Source organism: Marinobacter sp. (assembly GCF_040882185.1).
In the GTDB taxonomy this organism is placed as follows: domain Bacteria; phylum Pseudomonadota; class Gammaproteobacteria; order Pseudomonadales; family Oleiphilaceae; genus Marinobacter.
In genome coordinates, this window is record NZ_JBBEBW010000016.1 from 88931 (window position 1) to 109513 (window position 20583).

General features: G+C 54.7%; 14 protein-coding genes. 3 read left to right on the forward strand and 11 right to left on the reverse strand.

Features of this window, described 5'->3' with window-relative positions; translation table 11 throughout:
* Positions 1–233: 233 nt before the first annotated feature.
* Positions 234–1592, forward strand: coding sequence for an aminodeoxychorismate synthase component I (gene pabB, locus WEB64_RS09550; protein WP_368058736.1), 1359 nt, complete (start codon positions 234–236; stop codon positions 1590–1592).
* Positions 1593–1597: 5 nt separating this feature from the next.
* Here pabB and thrH read toward each other — a convergent pair whose 3' ends face one another.
* Complete coding sequence (gene thrH, locus WEB64_RS09555) at positions 1598–2209, reverse strand: bifunctional phosphoserine phosphatase/homoserine phosphotransferase ThrH (protein WP_368058738.1); 612 nt, start codon at positions 2207–2209, stop codon at positions 1598–1600.
* Positions 2210–2399: 190 nt separating this feature from the next.
* Here thrH and WEB64_RS09560 point away from each other — a divergent pair, with 190 nt between their 5' ends.
* The gene (locus WEB64_RS09560) at positions 2400–3122 is read left to right on the forward strand and encodes a phosphoadenylyl-sulfate reductase (RefSeq protein WP_368058740.1); all 723 of its coding nucleotides are present in this window, start codon (positions 2400–2402) and stop codon (positions 3120–3122) included.
* A 52-nt stretch (positions 3123–3174) separates the two neighbouring features.
* Here the strand turns inward: WEB64_RS09560 and cysB are convergent, their stop codons facing one another.
* From cysB to WEB64_RS09585, 5 genes are all read right to left on the reverse strand, one after another.
* The gene (gene cysB, locus WEB64_RS09565) at positions 3175–4152 is read right to left on the reverse strand and encodes an HTH-type transcriptional regulator CysB (protein WP_368058742.1); all 978 of its coding nucleotides are present in this window, start codon (positions 4150–4152) and stop codon (positions 3175–3177) included.
* Between the two features lie 241 nt (positions 4153–4393).
* Entirely contained in the window at positions 4394–6574 is a 2181-nt protein-coding gene (gene dinG, locus WEB64_RS09570) for an ATP-dependent DNA helicase DinG (RefSeq protein WP_368058744.1), read from the reverse strand.
* Complete coding sequence (locus WEB64_RS09575) at positions 6574–7323, reverse strand: general secretion pathway protein GspB (protein WP_368058746.1); 750 nt, start codon at positions 7321–7323, stop codon at positions 6574–6576. The genes dinG and WEB64_RS09575 overlap by 1 nt, the downstream gene beginning before the upstream one ends.
* A gap of 1 nt (position 7324) precedes the next feature.
* The gene (locus WEB64_RS09580) at positions 7325–9073 is read right to left on the reverse strand and encodes an AAA family ATPase (RefSeq protein WP_368058748.1); all 1749 of its coding nucleotides are present in this window, start codon (positions 9071–9073) and stop codon (positions 7325–7327) included.
* Positions 9074–9248: 175 nt separating this feature from the next.
* A complete protein-coding gene (locus tag WEB64_RS09585; RefSeq protein ID WP_368058750.1) occupies positions 9249–10055 on the reverse strand; it encodes a VacJ family lipoprotein in 807 nt (268 codons plus the stop codon).
* Between the two features lie 103 nt (positions 10056–10158).
* Between WEB64_RS09585 and WEB64_RS09590 the strand changes: the two genes are divergently transcribed.
* The gene (locus tag WEB64_RS09590; protein ID WP_368058752.1) at positions 10159–10569 is read left to right on the forward strand and encodes an acyl-CoA thioesterase; all 411 of its coding nucleotides are present in this window, start codon (positions 10159–10161) and stop codon (positions 10567–10569) included.
* Here WEB64_RS09590 and WEB64_RS09595 read toward each other — a convergent pair.
* From WEB64_RS09595 to WEB64_RS09615, 5 genes are all read right to left on the reverse strand, one after another.
* Positions 10566–11687, reverse strand: a complete 1122-nt coding sequence (locus tag WEB64_RS09595; RefSeq protein WP_368058754.1) for a beta-ketoacyl-ACP synthase III — start codon at positions 11685–11687, stop codon at positions 10566–10568. The genes WEB64_RS09590 and WEB64_RS09595 overlap by 4 nt on opposite strands.
* A gap of 180 nt (positions 11688–11867) precedes the next feature.
* Complete coding sequence (gene hrpA, locus WEB64_RS09600; protein ID WP_368058756.1) at positions 11868–15803, reverse strand: ATP-dependent RNA helicase HrpA; 3936 nt, start codon at positions 15801–15803, stop codon at positions 11868–11870.
* Positions 15804–15927: 124 nt separating this feature from the next.
* Positions 15928–17607 (reverse strand): AMP-binding protein, encoded by a 1680-nt coding sequence (locus tag WEB64_RS09605; RefSeq protein WP_368058758.1) that lies wholly within the window; start codon positions 17605–17607, stop codon positions 15928–15930.
* Between the two features lie 662 nt (positions 17608–18269).
* Positions 18270–19448, reverse strand: coding sequence for a VWA domain-containing protein (locus tag WEB64_RS09610; protein WP_368058760.1), 1179 nt, complete (start codon positions 19446–19448; stop codon positions 18270–18272).
* A 49-nt stretch (positions 19449–19497) separates the two neighbouring features.
* Positions 19498–20343 (reverse strand): AAA family ATPase, encoded by an 846-nt coding sequence (locus WEB64_RS09615; RefSeq protein WP_368058762.1) that lies wholly within the window; start codon positions 20341–20343, stop codon positions 19498–19500.
* Positions 20344–20583: the final 240 nt, after the last annotated feature.

Genomic DNA, 20583 nt, shown 5'->3' on the forward strand with positions numbered 1-20583 from the left:
ATTTTTATAGCAAACACTTTGCTCTGAAAAAATTTTCAAAGGGGCAAACCCCGTGGTGACGGTCTTTCGATTTCATATTGGAGGAATCAGGCCGCCCTTGATTCATAATTTCTGTAAAATAATGAAATCAAGGGCACCGGAGGGGGTGGTCGCCATTAAAGCAGCCCCCTATTAAGCCGCAATAAGCGTTTTGTGAGCTGTTTGGCATTGTTTTCATTAATCGGGGAGTCGGCTTGAAACACCATTCCATTGAGGCCTTGAGTGCATCGGAATTCGAGCGCTTGCGGTGTCATGCCAGTCAGGAGAAAGATTTCATCTTCCTTGGGAGTACTGCGGATCATGGAAATTCTGGCCGCTATCAACACTTTTCAGCCTGCGCCCACCATCAGATAACCTTTGACCACGCCACCTGCCGCCAGCAATTCGGGCGCGCCCCGGCGGGGCCCGTCAGTCAGGAACTGACTGAGGCAGCGGCACCCTTTGTGGTTGAAGAAAGCGCCGCTGAACACCCCCTGCCCGGAGGCTGGTTCGGGTTCGTCAGTTATGAATTCGGCTATCTGCGGGAGCCCAGACTCCAGGCGCTCTGTCCGCCGATGCCCTCACCGGTATTCTGCGCTGGCCTGTTCCTGTGGGTCGCGACCTACGACCGTCATACCGGGGAGTACTTGCTGTTTCTGCATAAGGATTGCGCACCGCAAACACGGCAGCAGTTAGCGGTCTGGCGGCAAGAGTCCGGAACCGAGCGGCCACTCTCCTGGTATATGACGCGAGCTTTCCAGCCTGAGCAGGACCGGGAAGTATTTCTTGCAGGCATCCGGCGGGTTAAAGACTACATTGAGGCCGGGGACTGTTATCAGGCCAACCTTGCCCAGCAATTCCAGGGTACCTATGACGGTGACCCCTGGGCAGCGTTCCTGGCACTCAGCAAAACCCACTCAACGCCGTTTAGCGCGTTTATGCGATTCAACGGGCAGGCCCTGCTTTCAATATCCCCTGAACGCTTTCTGAAAATCAACCGGGGGCACGTCGAAACCAGCCCAATAAAGGGCACTCGCCGACGGGGTGACACCCCGGACGAAGATGCCGCCCTGGCTTCAGAGCTGCAGCGTTCAGAAAAGGATCGGGCAGAAAACCTGATGATCGTCGACTTGCTGCGCAACGACCTCAGCATCAACTGCCAACCCGGTAGCGTCAAAGTAGGCCGTCTGTTCGAGCTGGAGACCTATCAGAACGTTCACCATCTTGTCAGCCATGTCCAGGGTGAACTCACGCCGGGCACCGACCCGTTCAAAGCGTTTCTTGAGGCATTTCCCGGCGGGTCGATCACCGGCGCTCCCAAAATTCGGGCAATGGAGATAATCCGGGAGCTTGAGCCGCACTGGCGCGGGCCTTATTGCGGATCAGTATTTTACTGGGGCCTGAATGGCCGGATCGATAGCAATATCGCCATTCGGACGCTCTATTGCGAAAACGGAAAGATACGGTGCTGGGGAGGCGGCGGCATCGTGGCGGATTCTGACCCGGTCAGCGAGTATGAGGAGACACTGACCAAGGTGCGCCCCCTCATGGAGCTTCTTGAAATCCTACAATGAACAGATCAGCTATGCAGCTGACTCGCTTTCAGGAACTCTGCCCTAAGTTCGTCAAAGGTGTGAACAGCCGGGAATTGAGGAAACTCGTCGATAACATTTTTCGGGGCGTGAAACAGAATGCCTGCCTCTGCCTGTTTCAGCATGGTGGTGTCGTTGTAGGAATCACCGGCAGCGATCACCCTGTAATTCAGCAACTGAAAGGCCCTGACAGACTGGCGCTTAGGGTCACGCTGGCGCAGCAGGTAATTGGTAATCCGGCCCTGCTCGTTCACTTCCAACTTGTGGCAAAGCAGCGCGGGATAACCCAGTTTCGCCATCAATGGCATCGCAAATTCATAAAACGTATCTGACAGGATGACGACCTGAAAACGCTCGCGGAGCCAGTCAATGAATTCCCGGGCGCCCTCCAGTGGATTCAGCGTGCCGATGACTTCCTGAATCTCCGGCAGACCGTAACCGTGTTCATCCAGTATGCGTAAGCGCTGCTGCATCAGCACATCGTAGTCCGGAATATCGCGAGTGGTGGCCTTGAGCTCATCAATACCGGTTTTTTCCGCAAATGCGATCCAGATTTCCGGGATCAGTACACCTTCGAGGTCAAGGCAAGCAAGTTCCACAAGTTTCTCCTGTCAGTTCTAAAAAGAGAGCCGTGATTTAGCGGTCGGCTCAAGTGGTCGTATGATAGAAAAAACCGCCTCAAAATGCATTTCTTGTTCACAACGGCATAAGGTTAGACAGGGTCATTCCTTCATCCCGGCGCCAGACAATGGTAAATTCACTCCAAAATAATCATCCATCCGAGAGTTTATGACCGACATCGACCAGTTGAAAAACGACCTTCAGGGCCAGTCTCCCCGAGCCATTATCAAGGCAGCCCTGGCCCGATATGACAATATCGCGATTTCCTTCAGCGGCGCGGAAGATGTCGCCCTGATTGAGCTCGCTCATAAAATGACTGACAACCTGAAGGTGTTCACCCTGGATACCGGACGGCTCCATGCGGAAACCTATGAGTTCATCGACCGGGTTCGTCGTCATTACAGGATTGATATCGAAATTCTGTTTCCGGATGCTACTGAAGTGGAAGCGCTGGTGAACAAGAAAGGCTTGTTCAGTTTCTACGAAGACGGCCATTCAGAGTGCTGTGGGATTCGCAAGGTCAACCCGTTGCGCCGCAAACTCGCCAGCGTTGATGCGTGGATTACCGGACAACGCCGGGACCAGAGCCCCGACACTCGCAATGACGTGCCCATCGTGCAGCGGGACGACGCCTTCTCAAGCGATGCGAAAACGCTTGTGAAGTTCAATCCACTGGCAGACTGGACCTCAAAAGAAGTCTGGGACTATATCCGGATGACAGAGGCGCCCTACAACACGCTGCACGAAAAAGGTTTCGTCAGTATCGGCTGCCAGCCGTGCACGCGCCCTATCCTGCCGGGCCAGCACGAGCGCGAAGGCCGGTGGTGGTGGGAAGAAGCCACGAAAAAAGAATGCGGACTGCACGCTGGTAATGTGATTGCCAGAGAATGACACCAGCGCGGGCGCCCCACCAATGATGACTCAGTCGGTGGGACGCTACACTTCAATAGGTGGGCAGTTCTACGTCCCGGAATAACTCTTCAATCTCCGCACGACTGCCCTGATGTGCCACGGCGTTGTCCACCCGCTCCTTGGTGAGATGAGGCGCAAACCGCTTGATGAAATCGTACATGTAGCCCCGCAGGAACGTGCCTTTGCGGAAACCAATCCGCGTGATACTGGGGCTGAACAGCTTGCGGGCATCCAGCGCCACAAGGTCAGTATCGACGTTCTCATCAAACGCCATACTTGCGATGATCCCCACCCCGAGACCCAGGCGCACGTAGGTCTTGATCACGTCCGCATCGGCCGCCGTGAACACAACTTTCGGTTTCAGACCTGCAGACTGGAATGCCTCGTCGAGTTTGGAGCGTCCCGTGAAGCCGAATACATAGGTGACCAACGGATACTCGGCCAAAACCGGCAGGGTAAGCTCCCGCACACTGGCTAGCGGATGATTTTTTGGCACAATAACCGAGCGGTTCCAGCGATAGCAAGGCATCATAATCAGGTCGCTGAACAGCTCCATCGCTTCAGTGGCGATGGCAAAATCCACCGCACCGTTGGCGGCCATCTCTGATATTTGCATGGGTGTGCCCTGGTGCATGTGCAGCGAAACATCAGGAAAAGATTCGATAAAGCCCTGGATGACTGGAGGCAAAGCGTAACGGGCCTGGGTATGGGTAGTCGCTATGCTGAGATCACCTTTGCGCTGATTGCTGAACTCCTGGGCAATTTTCTTGATGCCCTCAACGCGGCGGAGAATCTCGCCAGCCTCCCGAATTATGGTTTCTCCACCTGGGGTGATTCGGGTGAGATGCTTGCCACTGCGGGCAAAGACCTCGATGCCCAATTCATCCTCCAACAGACGAATCTGTTTTGAGATTCCGGGCTGAGAGGTAAACAGGCTCTGGGCAGTGGCTGAGACGTTCAGTTCGTGGTGCGCCACTTCCCAGATGTAACGTAGCTGTTGTAATTTCATTTAACCCCTCGCTCCCCAATGTGTTCGGCCTGTCGCTGAGCACAGTATGCGTATAAAAATATCTGCAATCATACTTTTTAAGAATAGATAGTGCCTGTTTAGCAGTGTAGCCCAAAACTATTCTTATACTGGAGTGTCATCGATTAATATCCCAGGGTGCTTGACTTCATAATGACAAGGAGCACGAAGCGAATGTTGGGATGGCGCTTTATCTGCCCGCCCGGAATTAGGAAGTCTCTGGTTAGTGCTCAATCAAGCGTCGGAACGGCGGTAGCGCATCGAGCAAAAGCTGCCCATAGCGTCTGCTGATGATGCGGCGATCCAGAATGGTTACCCGGCCAGTGTCGGATTCCGTGCGAAGTAAGCGACCGACGGCCTGCACCAGTTTGATTGAAGCATCCGGGACCGTGATCTCCATGAAGGGATTGCCGCCGCGACGAATAACCCACTCCGCAAGACTGGCTTCGATCGGATCATCGGGAACCGAAAACGGTAAGCGGGTTATTACAACATGCCCAAGATAGGTGCCTGGCAGGTCGATACCTTCGGCAAAACTGGCTACCCCGAACAACACGCTGGGGCGCCCCTTATCGACCCGCTCGCAGTGCTGGCGTAACACCTCGCCTTTCGCCATGTCGTCCTGGGTTGTGATCAGCTCCGGATACTCAGGGGCTAACCTGTCACGGACCGCATTCATTTGACGACGCGACGTAAACAGCACCAGGGTCGCTTTCTCCCCGGCCCAAAGAGTCGGCAGTTTGGTTACCAGTGCATCCGTGAAGGCTTCTGTTTCCGTCGGCAACGCTGGCATGTTGGGCACTTCGACGGTGGCCATTTCGCCATAGCGAAAAGAACTGGGCACCACCAGGAATCGACTTTCCTCCGGCAGCCCCGCCCTGGCTTGTAACCGGTCAAACCGACCGAGTGCGGTCAGAGTGGCGCTGGTCAGGATGGCGCCGTAAACCCGTGACCAGAGCCGGGTATAAAGCAGACTGTTGGCCAGCACCGGGCTGCTGTAGAAGGTAATGTCCTCAGCATGGTCCCAGCGTTGCCGAATAGCCCACCGGGCCGGTGGCGGATTTTTCGACCGCTTGATCTCTTTACCGTCACTGGTTTCGCCGTCAGTATTCCGGTGTTTCTCACACCAGGCGACCCATAACCGGAGCTGATCTTCCGCCCGACTGTGAAAAGCTCCCAAAATGGGAAACCAGGCCTCGGCGGTGTCCCGGTCAACATCGTGTTCCCGTTTATCGTCGAAGGCTTTCTGCAACTCGTCAACCAACACGCCGAGCTGACGAACCAGGGCAGCGGTGGATATCTGAGCAGAGGCTGCCAGCTCGGCCATCGCCTCCGGCAACTCCCCTTCCGGGTATCGCCACTGTGCTGAGCGCCGCTCCTCGCTGAATTCCCAGACCGTATTCTGCTCTGATTCGTCATAAACCTGGACGATAACGTTGTCGAGGTCTCGAGAGGCCGTGCTGATCTTGTCGACGGTTTTAGCTGCCAGGGTCCCGGGGGTCAGGAAGGGTGGAATCTTTGCCAGCGCCTGGGAGAGTTGCTTCAACCATTGCCTGGTCGCATTGAGCGGAACCGACGCCGCAAAGTGGTTCAGCGCCTTATCAGGGAGATGGTGCGCTTCATCAAAAATAAACAGCGCGTTTTCCGGCTCCGGCAATATCGCTCCGCCGCCAAGCGCCAGATCCGCGAGCACCAGATCGTGATTGGCAACGATCACATCTGCATCATCCAGACCTTTGCGGGCGTCAAAAAACGCACAACTATCGAAGTAGCTGCAGTGACGATTGGTGCACTGGCGATGATCTGTTGTCACTTGGCGCCAGGTGTCATCAGGAATCTGGGTGGGCCAGTGATCGCGGTCGCCATCCCATTCACGGGCTCCGTAGCGAGCCAACATATCTTCAAAGAATTCCCGGGTACCGGGTTCATCGTTACGCGGCTCATCCAGCACAAACAGCGGCATGCTCTCGCTGTCCCCCACACCCTCTTCATGAAGACGAGTCTCCAGGCGCGACAGGCACAGGTAGCGTCCCCTGCCCTTGGCCAGGGTCCAGGTGAAGTCCAGCTTGCTGTGTTTTTTCAGATCCGGGAGGTCCTTGTGGACGATCTGGTCCTGCAGCGCCACCGTCGCCGTAGAAATCACCAGCTTCTTGCCCAGGGCCTGCGCCACCGGTATTGCTGAGACCAGATACGCCAGGGTCTTTCCGGTGCCCGTCCCCGCCTCGACAACACAAGCAGCAGGGGCGGATGTGCGCTCACCATCATTGGCGGTGATGTTGCCAATATAGCGGGCAATTTCGGCGATCATCAAACGTTGGCCGTAGCGGGCACGGATACCCTTGCCACTGAGGACATCGCGATATGCTTGTTGGATAGACGTCTTGACGGCTTCTGTTAATGTCATTAGCGGGGGCTTATCCAGTCACGTACCACACCAACCCGGAATCGCTGTCCGTCGAGACTCAGTTCAACCCCCTCCGCCGTGATTCGATCCACGCGAATACCGGCAAAGCGCTCACCCGGTCGCAAGTAATTATCATTGATCATCACTCGGCGGGCAGCGGGATCGGAGGCATAGATATGACTGCTGAAAATGAGATTGGGAATCCGGCGCTGAAACGACATAGGCAACTCAACCAGATGAGGCACCCGCTCACTCGAAGCAAAACGCTCATCCCTCCCAGCACTCCCCGGATAATCCTCCAGCGGAGCATTCCAGGACGGTACGATCAACGTTGGACGTTCCTCGCTCTCGTTAACAAGCTCTGGAGACGGCGAATTGACGTCGCTATCGATAGATTCCTCCGAGCCAGCCGCTACCGGTTGGAGAACCTGCGGTTCTTTATCTGGCTGAACGGAAGCAGGGTCAAGAACGGGCGCGGGCACGAATTCATCTCCATTGATTGAGGCGGGTTCCGACGACTTTTTGTCGGATGACAAGGACACACCCAGCGACATCAACCCGATTCCCGGCCAAAATATGGCCGCGAGAATACAGGCATTCAGAATCAACCCGATACCGACCCAGGCCGTTACCGGGATGGCCTTTTTCTTTGGCCGGTGTATCAATTGCACCTGCTGCCCCAGATCCGGAACCCGGCCCTGCCGCCGCTCGTCTTCGGACTTTCTCAGCGCATCAAGAATATACGACATATCAGCTCGCATCCCCGTCGGCGATGAGGTTCGGGACCCCGGAGTTCAAATCGTTATTCAACTGAATCAGCGTCATGGCTCCGGCGATACCGTCCGCCTCCAAACCTTTTTCCTTCTGGTACCACCTTATCTGTTGATCCAGCGGCATGGCCTCCAGACTTTGACGCTCATCGCTATCGCTGGCGAAGCGACGAACCAGTTGCATCAACTGAGCATTGAGCCAGAGCTCACGGTCTGCGCCGGTAGCGGCGGTGTTATCAGAGCGCAAGTAGGGCGGCAGTCGCCAAACCAGGGAGTAAGCACCGAACCAGTGACGCTCAAGTTCAGCCAGCAAGACTTCACGGGGCCCCGTTTCAGAGGCAATAGTAGCCCTGTCCCCGGCCAGGGAAATGACCGTGACGAACCGCTGCTCGCCCCCGTCATCCCGTAATTCGAGTATCACCGGGTGGTTGATTTGCTGCAGGCTTCGCCAATTACCCTGACGATGGAGGCACCGAAGGCCCGTGCTCTCAGCAAAGTCGCAGGCTACCGGGTTCTCCGCGGGTTGGTAATTAATACCCCAGACCCCAAACAAAGACTGAAACCCATCTGACAGGGAAACACCATCGTTTTCGACCGAAAAACTCAGGTTCTGCTCGGGCTCTGCCGTCGTATCAGGTGGAGTGGCTTGCGTGTCTTGCGGGGCTTGCGTCTCCTCCGGCTCTTCCTGTGTATTTTCAGGCTCGACGCTCTGGTCAGTAACCGGCTCGCTCTCTACAGAGGGCACCACCGGGGCATTCTCCGTCCTCTGGACGGTGCCAGCCAATACCGGGATTTCGTTGCCGAAGTTCACGGGACCTTTCTGGAACAACCCTATTGTCAGGACAACTGCGACAGCCAGGCTGACGATTACCGTTGCAATGAGCAATTTTTGTGAAGCCAGCGGTTTCACTTCACGAGATTTGGTCCCACCAAGTACTTCCTTTGCAGCGTTTTTGATATGCCTCGCGTCCACATGATGCAACCCTTCTGCGTAAGCTCCGAGAAAGGCCCGATCACTAATCAGGTTGATAAGTCGGGGCACGCCGCCGCTACGTCTGAACAAAGTCTTCACTGCCCCCGGACTGAAAAACTCAGTGCGCTGACCCGCCACGCTTAACCGGTAACTCAGGTATGCCGGTAGTTCGTTGCGCTCAATGGCATCCAGGTGATAACGCGCCGTTACTCGCTGCGACAACTGCCGGAGCTCAGGTTGCGCAAGCATTTCCTGCAATTCCGGCTGTCCGAGCAATACAATCTGCAGTAGTTTTTTCTCTGCGGTTTCCAGGTTGGTCAGCAAACGTAGCTGCTCAAGAACATCGGCTGAGAGGTTCTGAGCTTCGTCAATCATTAACACTTTGTGCCGGCCAGCGGCGTGCGCTTCGAGCAAGTGCGCATTGATCAGGTCGATCATGCGCTTGATGCTGGCACCTGCAGGATGACCAATGCCCAGTTCATCGCAAATACTGGACAACAGCTCACGGGAGGACAGTTTGGGATTAAGGATCAGGGCAATATCAACGTGGTCCGGCACATTTTCGATGAAACAGCGGCTTACGGTGGTCTTGCCCGTGCCCACTTCGCCGGTAATCACAATAAAGCCACCCTGACCTTTCACCCCATACATCAAATGGGCCAACGCCTCTTTATGGCGTTCGCTCAGATAAAGATAGCGCGGGTCAGGGGCAATCGAGAACGGGGGTTCCCGAAAACCGAAAAAATCGTAGTACATGCGTGTCCAGTCAGGTGCGCTGTGGATTCACAATCATACCGTCAGGGTCTTGCGACTGTCACTAGCGGAAAAAGTGGACATTACCCGTCAGACAGGTTCGATGGATGAAATAAGCCTCAACTCGGCCTTTTTGTGCTTTTGCCTGGCCCGAAGCCGTGCAATGCAGCGCTCCAGATCAGAAATCCTCAAGCATCAAGTCCTCATTATTTTCACCACTGGCAAACGGGTCAGAGGAGGGCTGTCCGTCATTGATAAGATACGCCCGTCTTTGCAGATACGCATTCCTGACAAACGTATATGGATCACCGGAAATAAACCGTTCGGCAGGAATCAGATCAGCGCGTCGATCAACGACTTGCACCCCGACCAGATAATAGTAATCAGGCTCGTCCACCGCGGTACTGAGGCCCGGCAAAGCGGTCACATCTACTACAAAACCGGTAAAGTCCCGGCCGGTGGACGGGCCCATCAGCGGCAGCATCAGGTATGGTCCGCTGCCCATGCCCCAATATCCAAGGGTCTGACCAAAATCTTCCGGACGTTCAGGCAGCTCAAAAACAGTTGCCACATCAAACAATCCGCCAAGCCCGAAAACAGTGTTGTAGGTAAAGCGTCCCACTGCGACCACGGCCGCCTCGCCCTTCAACTGGAAAATGCTGTTGGCGAAATTACCGATTTCTCCAATGTTATTGAAGAAATTGGTTACCGCTCGATCCGCAACTGAAGGCATGACTGCCCGATAACCCTGTGCTACGGGTTTCAGAAACCAGTCGTCAATGAACACATTAAAATCGTAAACCTTTCGGTTCCAGTTCTCGTAGGGATCTGCTTCGCTGGCTGCGCCGGAACGGATGTCTGCCTCGACAATATCACTCTGTGTGGTTTCACCGTTACCTTGCGCAGAAGCTGCAACCGAGGAAAGACACAAAAGCAGGATCGCGAATTTGAAGATTGCAGCGTTGTTTGTGATGCGTAAGGTCATGTTCAGGCCTGAAATTTTGACTTAACGGTTTAATCGTCGATAATGACAGCTGTCTATAAGGTGCCATTATACTTGCCGACCTGAACCACCCAGAGGAGTCGTTATGTCTGATCCCGGTAATCTCGTCCACGTCATCGATATGCCGCTTCGTTGGGGCGACATGGATGCATACGGCCACGCCAACAATACGGTTTATTTCCGGTTTTTTGAAGAAGCCCGTATTACCTGGCTTACTTCACTCAAGCTGGGTCTGAAGGGCGAACCTACAGGTCCCATTATCATCAAAACCAGCGCGACGTTTTTGAAAGAACTCAGCCACCCAGCAACCGTAGAGGTGAGAACATACGCTGGAAAGGCCGGAAATACCAGCCTCGACACCTGGCATGAGATTGTGGACAAAGACACCGGAGCCTTGTATTCAGAGGGCTACGCGAAGGTGGTCTGGTTCGATCGCGAAGCGCACAAATCCACACCTTTACCCGACACCCTCCGAGCCCTGGCGACCTCCTCCTAGCGGCGGCGAACCACCACGCTACCAATCGAGTACCCTGCACCAAAAGAGCAGATGACGCCGAGGTCGCCCGACACCAGATCACTTTGATGCTTGTGAAAGGCGATTATTGAGCCTGCCGAACTGGTGTTGGCGTACTCGTCCAAAATCACCGGGGCTTCGTCTTCCGTAGCGTCCCGACCCAGAACCCGACGTGCGATCAACTGATTCATATTCAGATTGGCCTGATGTAACCACATCCGCCGCAAGGCGCCTGGAGTAAGTGACAGGCTTTCGAGGTGGCCCTGAATGGTTTCGGCCACCAGCGGTGATACTTCCTTGAATACTTTCCTGCCCTGCTGAATAAAGAGCTTGTCCGGTTTGCCAACGCCCTCCTCGTCCGCCCGGTTGAGAAAGCCGAAGTTATTCCGGATATTGTTTGAAAACTGGGTTTTCAGCCGCGTACCCAGAACATCAAAACCCTGGCCGTCAGCAACGTCCGAGTCCCGCTCAACCAGAATCGCTGTACAGGCATCCCCGAAAATGAAATGGCTGTCGCGGTCGGTAAAATTGAGATGACCAGAACAGATTTCCGGGCTGACCACCAAAACGGCGCGCGCCGTTCCATTTTCCACAGCGTTCACTGCTGCCTGAAGCCCAAAGGTCGCTGAACTACAGGCGACGTTCATGTCATAGGCGAAACCATCAACCCCCATCGCTGCTTGCACTTCTATCGACACTGCCGGGTAGGCTCGCTGCAAATTCGAACAGGCAACAATTATCGCATCGACATCGGCGGCGGTCTTACCGGCACGGCTCAGCGCCTCATTACACGCCGCCACTGCCATATCGCATTGAACTGAAGGCTCGTCATTACTGCGATCCGGAATACGTGGGCACATGCGTTCGGGGTCGAGTATGCCCTCGCGGTCAATAACATGACGACGTTTGATGCCTGACGCTTTCTCAATAAAACCGGAGGCTGACGGCTCCATGGCAACAAGCTCGCCCCGCGCAATCTCGTCACGGTGACGCTCGTTATAAAGCTCAACGTAGGCGTTGAAGGCCTGTACCAGTTCATCGTTATCAATCGTTGCTGGCGGAGTATAGAGTCCGGTTCCGCTGATGACGGCTTTAATCACGTATTACCCCACGTCATGTTAGTGAAATATAGTGAGACAGAGCGAAATCTTAACACACCCGAAGAAAGATGCCCTGCCCGCTAAGGAGCCTCTGATTAACTCCTGGATCGTCTCTGGCTTTCAGAGCGCGCAGAGGCGATTCAGGAGTTAATCAGAGGCTCCCCAACCCATTAAATTCGTTTATATTCGCACTTTTTCCCACTGTTTATCGAGTCGTTTGACCGACACCGTAATATCGGTGCCCAACTGCTGCGCAAAGAACGACACCCGGTATTCTTCCAGCATCCAGCGATACAGCACCAGCTCTGGATCCCGAACACCCTGACGCTGGTGGTCCTCCCTTTTCTTGGCGTAACGAGCCCACAATGGCTCTATACTATGGAGAAATTCCCGCTCCCTGCCCATCTCCCTGGGCATTTTCTCGAGTCGTGCGTCTGCAGCCTCAAAATACCGGGGGAAATTTGCCAGCCATCGGGCCGGGGTGGCACTGATAAACCCCGGATATATCAGGTTCTGGAGCTGGAATTTCAGATCGGCCATGCTGCTCGCCAGTGCCAGGTTGATCTTGCCTTTGAGCTGTTTCATCAAGCGGTTGTAACCCTTCAGGGCCTTATTCAGACGCGTGTCTGCGGCTTCCAGAACCGGGATGAAGTCTGCCCTTCCGGCCTCGAACATAGCTTGGAATTCGGACCCGGAACGGGGCAAGGCGTCAGGTGTAAAGTAGGCCATAGCTGTCGCCAGAAGGAGATCGTCCAGCAAACCACTGGCCTTACCTATTGGCGCAAACAATAGACCGGAGGCTTTAAACAGGGGCAACCGGCGCTCGATATCGTCAAGGGTGTTGCCAAGTTGATTCAGTACCAGGCGTGCAACGGCACGACGGGTGCTGTCCTCTGCCGTCACGGGATCAAGAAAACGGGTGGTTCTTACACTGTCACCCAGATCTTCCAGCGCTGGGTATACCGTCACCTGCATACCTCCACGCTCAGTCTGCAGGGCAGCAGGCAAGGTGCCGAATTGCCAGTCACGGGCGGTTATTTGCTCGATGGGGCTGTCAGCGGTCGATTCGGAGGTCTTGAGCGCAGCTTCGGCCTGCTTATCGAGCTTATCCTGCAGTGTTTCGATGTCCCGTCCCTGAGCAACAGTCTGACCTTTATCATCGACTACCCGCAGGTTCATCCGCAGGTGGGTGGAAAGATCCCCTGCCTGCCAGGCCTCCGATGCGATCCTGACACCGGTCATACGTCTGAGCTGCTCGGCGAGTGTCTGGGTCAGGGGCTCATTGGAGGGCGTCATATTATCAAGCGCAGCATCGACAAAGTCAGGCACGGGCACAAAGTTCCTGCGTATCGACTTCGGCAGGCTCTTTACCAGTGCGATGCATTTCTCTCTCACCAGCCCCGGTACCAGCCATTCAAGTCGCTGCGCAGGCAGTTGCTTGAGTGCCATCAAAGGCACTTTCAAGGTGACACCGTCATCGGTTTCAGTGGGCTCAAACTGGTAGTCGAGAGGATACTTTACCCCCTCCCACTCCAGGTGGTCCGGAAACTGCGCAACGGCTCCGCTGTCCAACGGGCGCTGAAGTACATCGTCTTCGGTCAGCTCCAGATTTTTCAGTCCAGCCCTATCAAGGGAGTGCCACCAGGTCTCAAAATGCCGACCACTGACAATGTCGGCGGGCAGGCGCTGGTCATAGAAGTCTACCAGTGCCTGTTCATCCACCAACAAGTCTCGCCGCCGGGTTTTACGTTCCAGATTCTCAACCGAGTCGAGCAATTGGCGATTGGCCTCTATGAAGGGCGCACCGGTATCGTAATCGCCCTCGACCAAAGCCCGCCGGATAAACAATAGCCGACACTCCGCCGGGTCAACCTTACTATAGGCAATCCGTCGTTTGGGGATGACATCAAGGCCGTACAGGGTTACCTTTTCATAGCCCATCACTTGCGCCCGCTTACGCTCCCAGTGGGGCTCAAAGTACTGCCGTTTCACTACGTGAGCTGCCAGCGGCTCAACCCACTCCGGCTCTATCCTTGCAACGACGCGGGCAAACACCCGGCTGGTCTCGACAATTTCAGCCGCCACAATCCACTTGGGGGAGGTTTTCGCTACTTTCGAGCCGGGGAATATCAGCACCTTGCGGTTACGGGTCGCCAGGTATTCCCGCTTCTCAAGTTTGGTTGCTACCTGGCCAAGCAACCCCGCCAAAACGGCCTTGTGTAGACTGTCGTAAGTGGCCGGAGCTTTATTAATAGTCAGCTTCTGATCGCGGCAAATCAACGCGAGCTGACGATGAATATCCCGCCACTCCCGCATTCGCATCCAGGACAGGAAATGCTTTTGGCACACTTTTTTTAACTGGTTCTGTGACAGCGTCTGGCGCTGCTCTTCATAAAAGTTCCAGACGTTCAGCAAGGTCGCAAAATCAGAGTCGGTATCGTTGAATGGCGCATGGGCCTGATCAGCCGCTTGCTGTTTGTCCTGCGGCCGCTCTCGGGGATCCTGAATACTGAGCCCTGCAATAATAATCAGAGTTTCCGACAGGCTGCCCAGTTCGGCGCTGGTTACCAGCATGCGCGCCAGCCTCGGGTCCAGGGGCAGTCTCGCCATGGTGCGCCCGAGGCCTGTCAGCCTGCGCTTGTCATCCACCGCGCCCAATTCTTCCAGCAATTTGTAACCGTCATTGATCTGCCGGTTATCCGGGGGCTCCAGGAACGGAAACCGCCGGATCTCTCCGAGGCCGGAGCTGGCCATCTGAAGAATTACCGACGCAAGATTGGTACGCAGGATTTCCGGGTCTGTGTATTCCGGTCGGTTGAGAAAGTCCGTTTCATCATAAAGACGGAAGCAGATACCCGGTGCCACCCGGCCACAACGTCCGGAACGCTGGTTTGCGCTCGCCTGGGAGATGGGCTCAATCGGCAACCGCTGAATCTTTGAGCGCACGCTGTATCGGCTGATGCGGGCAACTCCGGTATCGATCACATAGCGAATGCCCGGCACGGTCAGGGATGTTTCCGCCACGTTGGTCGACAGCACCACACGACGGCCACTATGGGGCTGGAAAACCCGGTTCTGCTCTTTATTGCTGAGGCGCGAATACAGCGGGATAACTTCGGTATGGCGCAACTCCGCATGGCGAAGGTTACGGCTCATGGCACGAATTTCACGCTCACCGGGCAAGAATACCAGCAGGTCACCCGGGGGCTGCCGATGGCTGCGCTCGTGGTGCTCGATTTCCCCCAGCGCAGAAAGCACCCCTTCGGTCCAGCCCTGATCCTTGTCTTCGTCATCACCCGCCAAGGGGCGGTAACAGACGTCAACCGGATAGGTACGGCCGGATACCTCAATCACCGGCGCGTTGTTGAAAAACTGGCTGAATCGTTCCACCTCAATGGTTGCCGAGGTGATGATGATTTTGAGATCCGGGCGTTTTGGTAACAATTGGCGCAGATAGCCCAGCAGAAAATCGATGTTGAGGCTCCGCTCATGGGCTTCATCAATAATCAGGGTATCGTATCGATCAAGGAACCGATCGTGCTGAACTTCCGCCAACAGGATACCATCCGTCATGACTTTGATCTGGGACTGCTCGGACGTGGTGTCGGTAAAACGAATCTGAAAACCGACGCGCTCGCCGGGGGGTTCTCCCAGCTCTTCAGATAACCGTGCCGCGACGCTGCGGGCCGCTATACGACGGGGTTGTGTATGACCGATCAGGCCCCGGGTACCGCGCCCGGCATTCAGGCACAACTTCGGGATCTGAGTGGTTTTACCGGACCCAGTTTCGCCCGCCACGATAATCACCTGGTGCTGCTCCAGCGCTACCCGGATATCGTCAATGCGCTCGGATACCGGTAACGCCGGGGGATAGCTTGCCGGTTTATGGCTGGCCTGGCGGTGCAGAACACGGGTCAGGCCGCGATCAAGCCACTGATTGATTTTTGCCAGATCAGCAGACGTCAGAGAGCCTTTTTTACGGGCAACGAGCTGGCGAATGCGGGCAGCTTCCCATTGATTGCATTGTGCCAACTGCGCCAGGACAGCATTCAGAGCCGCGTCTGCCCCCAATGCCTCTCCGTTGATCTGCTCGTTGTCTGTTGCTTTACGACCCATGAAAACCCATGCCCTGATTATTACCGGTGAACCACCCACAAAAAACCCCGCCTGAGCAGGGTTCTGTTCGATGCCTGTTGCCCTGCGGCAGTATATCGCGACCGGGGCAACATTCGGGCTTCAACTAACTCTTTTTCGCGTCTTCGTCGCGAAGTTCCCGACGCAGAATTTTGCCCACGTTGGTTTTGGGCAGGTCGTCACGGAACTCAAACTTTTTGGGCACCTTGTACGCCGTCAGTCGCTCCCGGCAGAACTCTTTGAGCTCGCCTTCAGTCAGATCCGGGGACGAGGACACCACGAAGACTTTCACGGCTTCGCCACTCTTGTCATCGGCTACGCCTACAGCTGCACACTCGACTACCTTGGGATGACCGGTTACCACGTCCTCGATCTCGTTCGGGTAGACGTTAAACCCGGAGACGATAATCATGTCTTTCTTGCGGTCAACTATGCGTACGTAACCGTCCTCCTGGATCAACGCAATGTCGCCGGTCTGTAAGTAACCATCGTCAGTAAACGATTTCTGAGTTTCTTCCGGCCGCTGCCAGTATCCGCGCATGACTTGCGGGCCTTTGACGCAAAGCTCACCCGGTTCACCTAATGGTGTCTCATTACCGTCGTCGTCGATAGTCTTGATCTGGGTATTGCAAACCGGCAAGCCAATGGTACCAAGCTGGATCGCACTGTGCGGATTGAAGGTAACCACCGGCGAGGTCTCTGTCATGCCGTAGCCCTCGCTGATCTCACACCCCGTCACCCGGGTCCAGAGTTTCGCTGTGTCACTGGTCAACGCCATGCCGCCCGACGAAGTCAATTTCAGGGCACTGAAGTCCAGTGACTTGAATTCTTCATTATTGCAAAGCGCGACAAACAACGTATTGAGCCCCAAGAAACCCGAGAACTTGTGATTCTTGAGTTCCTTGACGAAGCCCGGAATATCTCGGGGATTGGGAATCAAGACGTTGTGCGCGCCAGCTTCCAACATAATGCCGCAGTTCAAAGTGAAGGAGTAAATGTGATACAGCGGCAACGGCGCGATAATCACTTCCTTACCTTCTGTGATGATATCTTCCATCATCGGGCGCGTTTGGAGCAGGTTGGCCACCAGGTTGCCGTGGGTCAACATTGCGCCCTTGGCCACGCCAGTGGTGCCACCGGTGTACTGAAGCACTGCGATATCGTCCTGCTTGCACGCCACCGCCGTAAATTTTTCGCGGGCGCCAGCAGCCAGCACCGCAGGTAATTTATAGGCCTGGGGCAGACTGAAACCGGGCACCATTTTCTTCACATGCTTTACCACTGCATTCATCACCGTGCGCTTGAGCGGCGCGTGCATATCGGCAATTTCAGTGACGATCACATGTTCAATGCCAGTTTGCGGCAATACTTTCTCAGCGTTGTGGGCCATGTTCGCGAGCACCACCAGCGCCTTGGCACCCGAATCGTTAAACTGGTGCTCCATCTCGCGAGTGGTATAGAGCGGGTTGGTGTTCACCACGATCAGTCCTGCGCGCATCGCCCCGAACACCACAACCGGATACTGAGTCAGGTTGGGCATCTGAACGGCTATCCGGTCTCCGGGTTTCAGATTGGTTTTATTTTGTAGCCAGGCGGCAAAGTTGCGGCTCTGAGTGTCCAGGTCGCGATAAGTCAGCGTTACGCCCACAGCACTGAAAGCCGGACGGTCGGCGTACTTATTAACCGCCTGATCAAACACATCCACCATGCTCTGGTACTTGTTAAGGTCGACTTCGCTGGGCACGCCAGGGGGATATTTATCTTGATAGAACTGCGCTAAATCCATCACACCGTCTCCTGTTTGTCGCTTATGCTTATAGTATTTGACAGGCATTGGTCAGTTCCCGACGCTTTTTCCGGCAGCGCTGGCCTGACTTCTATTGTTGGTTACTGACACTGCCCTATCGCCACGTCGCCGATCAATTACGAATCGCACAAATAGGAAAACTGGTTTAAAAACAACCAGACTAAAGTCTCAGCCATAAAAAAGAGTCGTGAGAATATCAGTTTTAAAGCCAATGAGGTAGCGTCTGCAGGCTGCAATATTGAACTTTAGTCGCAGAAACTTTTATTCGCCCGATCCTCGTGAATTTGGCCCGATCCTTGGGAACAAGACCCGATCTCTGTGGACTTGACCCGATCCCTGTGAGCATGAATAGGTATCCAGATCACCAGATTAAAAATTGATCTGTCGAAAAGCTTTACAAATTTAGAGGAAGGCGAACGCGCAACAAGGAAAAACAAAGAAGGGCAAAAAATATAATTATTTAAATTCAAACACTTGAAATAGATGGCTTACCGATTGCTTAGCTAAATTGGCGACATCATTTTTACCATCCTGAGGTGGTGCTTGCCTGATATGCCGAGCTTAGCCGATGCACCTCAACTGCATCGGCTTTTTTTTGCCTATCGCTTCGGGGAGCCCCGGTCAATTCCCTGGAGGCTCCCTTATTTGCTGAGCTGTTTCATGGCGGATTCAAGGCCTTCAATGGTCAGCGGGTACATGTGATTATTGACCAGTTGCTGGGTCATGCCCAGTGAACCACCGCCGCCCCAGTACTGCTCTGGTAACGGATTCAGCCAAACCACCTTGCGGAAGTGGTCGCTCAGGCGCTGAAACCAGGTAGCCCCGGCCTCTTCGTTCCAGTGCTCAATCGATCCGCCAGGCTGGGCAATTTCGTAAGGCGCCATGGTGGCGTCGCCCACAAAAATAACCTTATAGTCCGACGTGTACTTATGCAGAATATCCCAGGTACTGGTGGTTTCATTCATGCGCCGGATGTTGTCCTTCCAGACACTTTCATAAATGAAATTATGAAAGTAGAAGTACTCCATGTGCTTGAACTCTACCCGCGCCGCCGAGAACAGCTCCTCACAGACCCGCACATGGGGGTCCATGGAACCGCCCACGTCGAAGAAGATCAGAACCTTGACCGCGTTATGCCGCTCCGGAACCATTTTCAGATCCAGATAGCCCGCATTCCGGGCTGTGGAGCTGATGGTGTCGTCCAGATCGAGTTGATCAGCAGCCCCCTGTCGAGCAAATTTACGCAGCCGGCGCATGGCCACTTTGATATTACGAATACCGAGGGTGATGCTGTCGTCCAGATCACGAAAATCCCGCTTTTCCCAGACTTTGACTGCTCGACCGTGGCGGCCGTTCTTCTGGCCGATACGGAAACCTTCCGGGTTATAACCATTGGCGCCAAATGGAGAGGTACCGCCGGTCCCGACCCACTTGTTACCGCCCTCGTGGCGTTCCTTCTGCTCTTCCATACGCTTCTTGAAGGCTTCGATCAGCTCTTCAAGGCCACCCAACGATTCGATCTTCGCTTTCTCTTCCTCAGAGAGTTGTTTTTCGAACTCGGCGCGGAGCCAGTCTTCCGGGATGAGCGCCTGCATTAGCTCGTCCAGGTTCTCAATGCCCTTGAAGTAGGCATCGAACGCCCGATCAAATTTGTCGTAATGGCGCTCGTCCTTTACCAGGCACAATCTGGCCAGATAATAAAATTCTTCCATATTGGCAAAAACAACACGACTCTTGAGCGCTTCCAGTAAATCCAGGAACTCCCGCAGGCTGGCCGGAACTTTGGCCCGGCGAACCTCCATGAAAAAATCAATCAGCATAAGCTACCCCCTGCCATCAGGGTGAATGAGGGACTCGTTCAGAGGCGTTTCAGCCACGGCGGCGACGGGCCATAAACGCAAGCTTTTGCAGCAAATGAACATCCTGCTCATTTTTTACCAGTGCACCGTACAGAGGTGGCAGCGCCGAACTGGAATCCCCATCCTGCAGCAGCTTGGCGGAGAGCTCATCCGCCATCAACAGCTTCAGCCAGTCAATCAGTTCAGACGTGGACGGCTTCTTCTTGAGCCCCGGCACCTTGCGGACATCAAAAAACACTTCCAGCGCATCACGAACGATATTCTGCTGCAGGTTCGGGAAGTGCACATCCACAATGCTCTGCATAGTCTCGTGATCCGGGAAGCTGATGTAGTGGAAAAAACACCGACGCAGAAAAGCGTCCGGCAATTCCTTCTCATTATTACTGGTGATCACGATGACTGGACGATGCTTGGCTTTGACCAGCTTCTTGGTCTCGTAAACAAAGAACTCCATGCGGTCGAGTTCAAGCAACAGGTCGTTCGGAAACTCGATATCGGCCTTGTCGATCTCGTCAATCAGCAGCACCACTTGCTCCTCGGAGTCAAAAGCTTCCCATAGCTTACCCTGGACTATGTAATTGCTGATGTCCTTGACCTTCTCGTCCCCAAGCTGGGAATCCCGAAGACGGGATACCGCGTCATATTCGTAGAGCCCCTGCTGGGCTTTAGTGGTGGACTTGATATGCCAGGGAATCAGTCTCATCCCCAGAGAGGCTGCCATTTCTTCTGCCAGCAATGTCTTACCGGTGCCCGGCTCACCCTTGATCAGTAGTGGACGCTGCAGTGCAATAGCCGCGTTGACCGCAATTTGAAGGTCTTCCGTCGCGACATAGTTCTCGGTACCGGTAAATTTCATGCAAGTGATCCTGTTCTGAGAGTCTTGATTCGTAAAGAGTAGGGGGGAGCCTCTGATTAACTCCTGAATCGCCTCTGCGTGCTCTGAAGGCTGTAGGTGCAAGGCGCGGCTCGCCGCCAATGGCCGTAGCCCTTGGCAAGAGTCGCAACGCCGCAGATGCAGCCTTCAGAGCGCGCCCTTCGGGGCTTTCAGAGCGATTCACACTCCGCGTTGCGACTTCTTGCAAGGTCCAGACATTAC

What these genes read in the sequence shown, in the direction of transcription:
- WEB64_RS09560 (WP_368058740.1), top strand. Translation starts at nt 2,400, where the DNA reads ATGACCGACATCGACCAGTTGAAAAACGACCTTCAGGGCCAGTCTCCC.
- cysB (WP_368058742.1), bottom strand. Translation starts at nt 4,152, where the DNA reads ATGAAATTACAACAGCTACGTTACATCTGGGAAGTGGCGCACCACGAA.
- dinG (WP_368058744.1), bottom strand. Translation starts at nt 6,574, where the DNA reads ATGACATTAACAGAAGCCGTCAAGACGTCTATCCAACAAGCATATCGC.
- WEB64_RS09575 (WP_368058746.1), bottom strand. Translation starts at nt 7,323, where the DNA reads ATGTCGTATATTCTTGATGCGCTGAGAAAGTCCGAAGACGAGCGGCGG.
- WEB64_RS09580 (WP_368058748.1), bottom strand. Translation starts at nt 9,073, where the DNA reads ATGTACTACGATTTTTTCGGTTTTCGGGAACCCCCGTTCTCGATTGCC.
- WEB64_RS09585 (WP_368058750.1), bottom strand. Translation starts at nt 10,055, where the DNA reads ATGACCTTACGCATCACAAACAACGCTGCAATCTTCAAATTCGCGATC.
- WEB64_RS09590 (WP_368058752.1), top strand. Translation starts at nt 10,159, where the DNA reads ATGTCTGATCCCGGTAATCTCGTCCACGTCATCGATATGCCGCTTCGT.
- hrpA (WP_368058756.1), bottom strand. Translation starts at nt 15,803, where the DNA reads ATGGGTCGTAAAGCAACAGACAACGAGCAGATCAACGGAGAGGCATTG.
- WEB64_RS09605 (WP_368058758.1), bottom strand. Translation starts at nt 17,607, where the DNA reads ATGGATTTAGCGCAGTTCTATCAAGATAAATATCCCCCTGGCGTGCCC.
- WEB64_RS09610 (WP_368058760.1), bottom strand. Translation starts at nt 19,448, where the DNA reads ATGCTGATTGATTTTTTCATGGAGGTTCGCCGGGCCAAAGTTCCGGCC.
- WEB64_RS09615 (WP_368058762.1), bottom strand. Translation starts at nt 20,343, where the DNA reads ATGAAATTTACCGGTACCGAGAACTATGTCGCGACGGAAGACCTTCAA.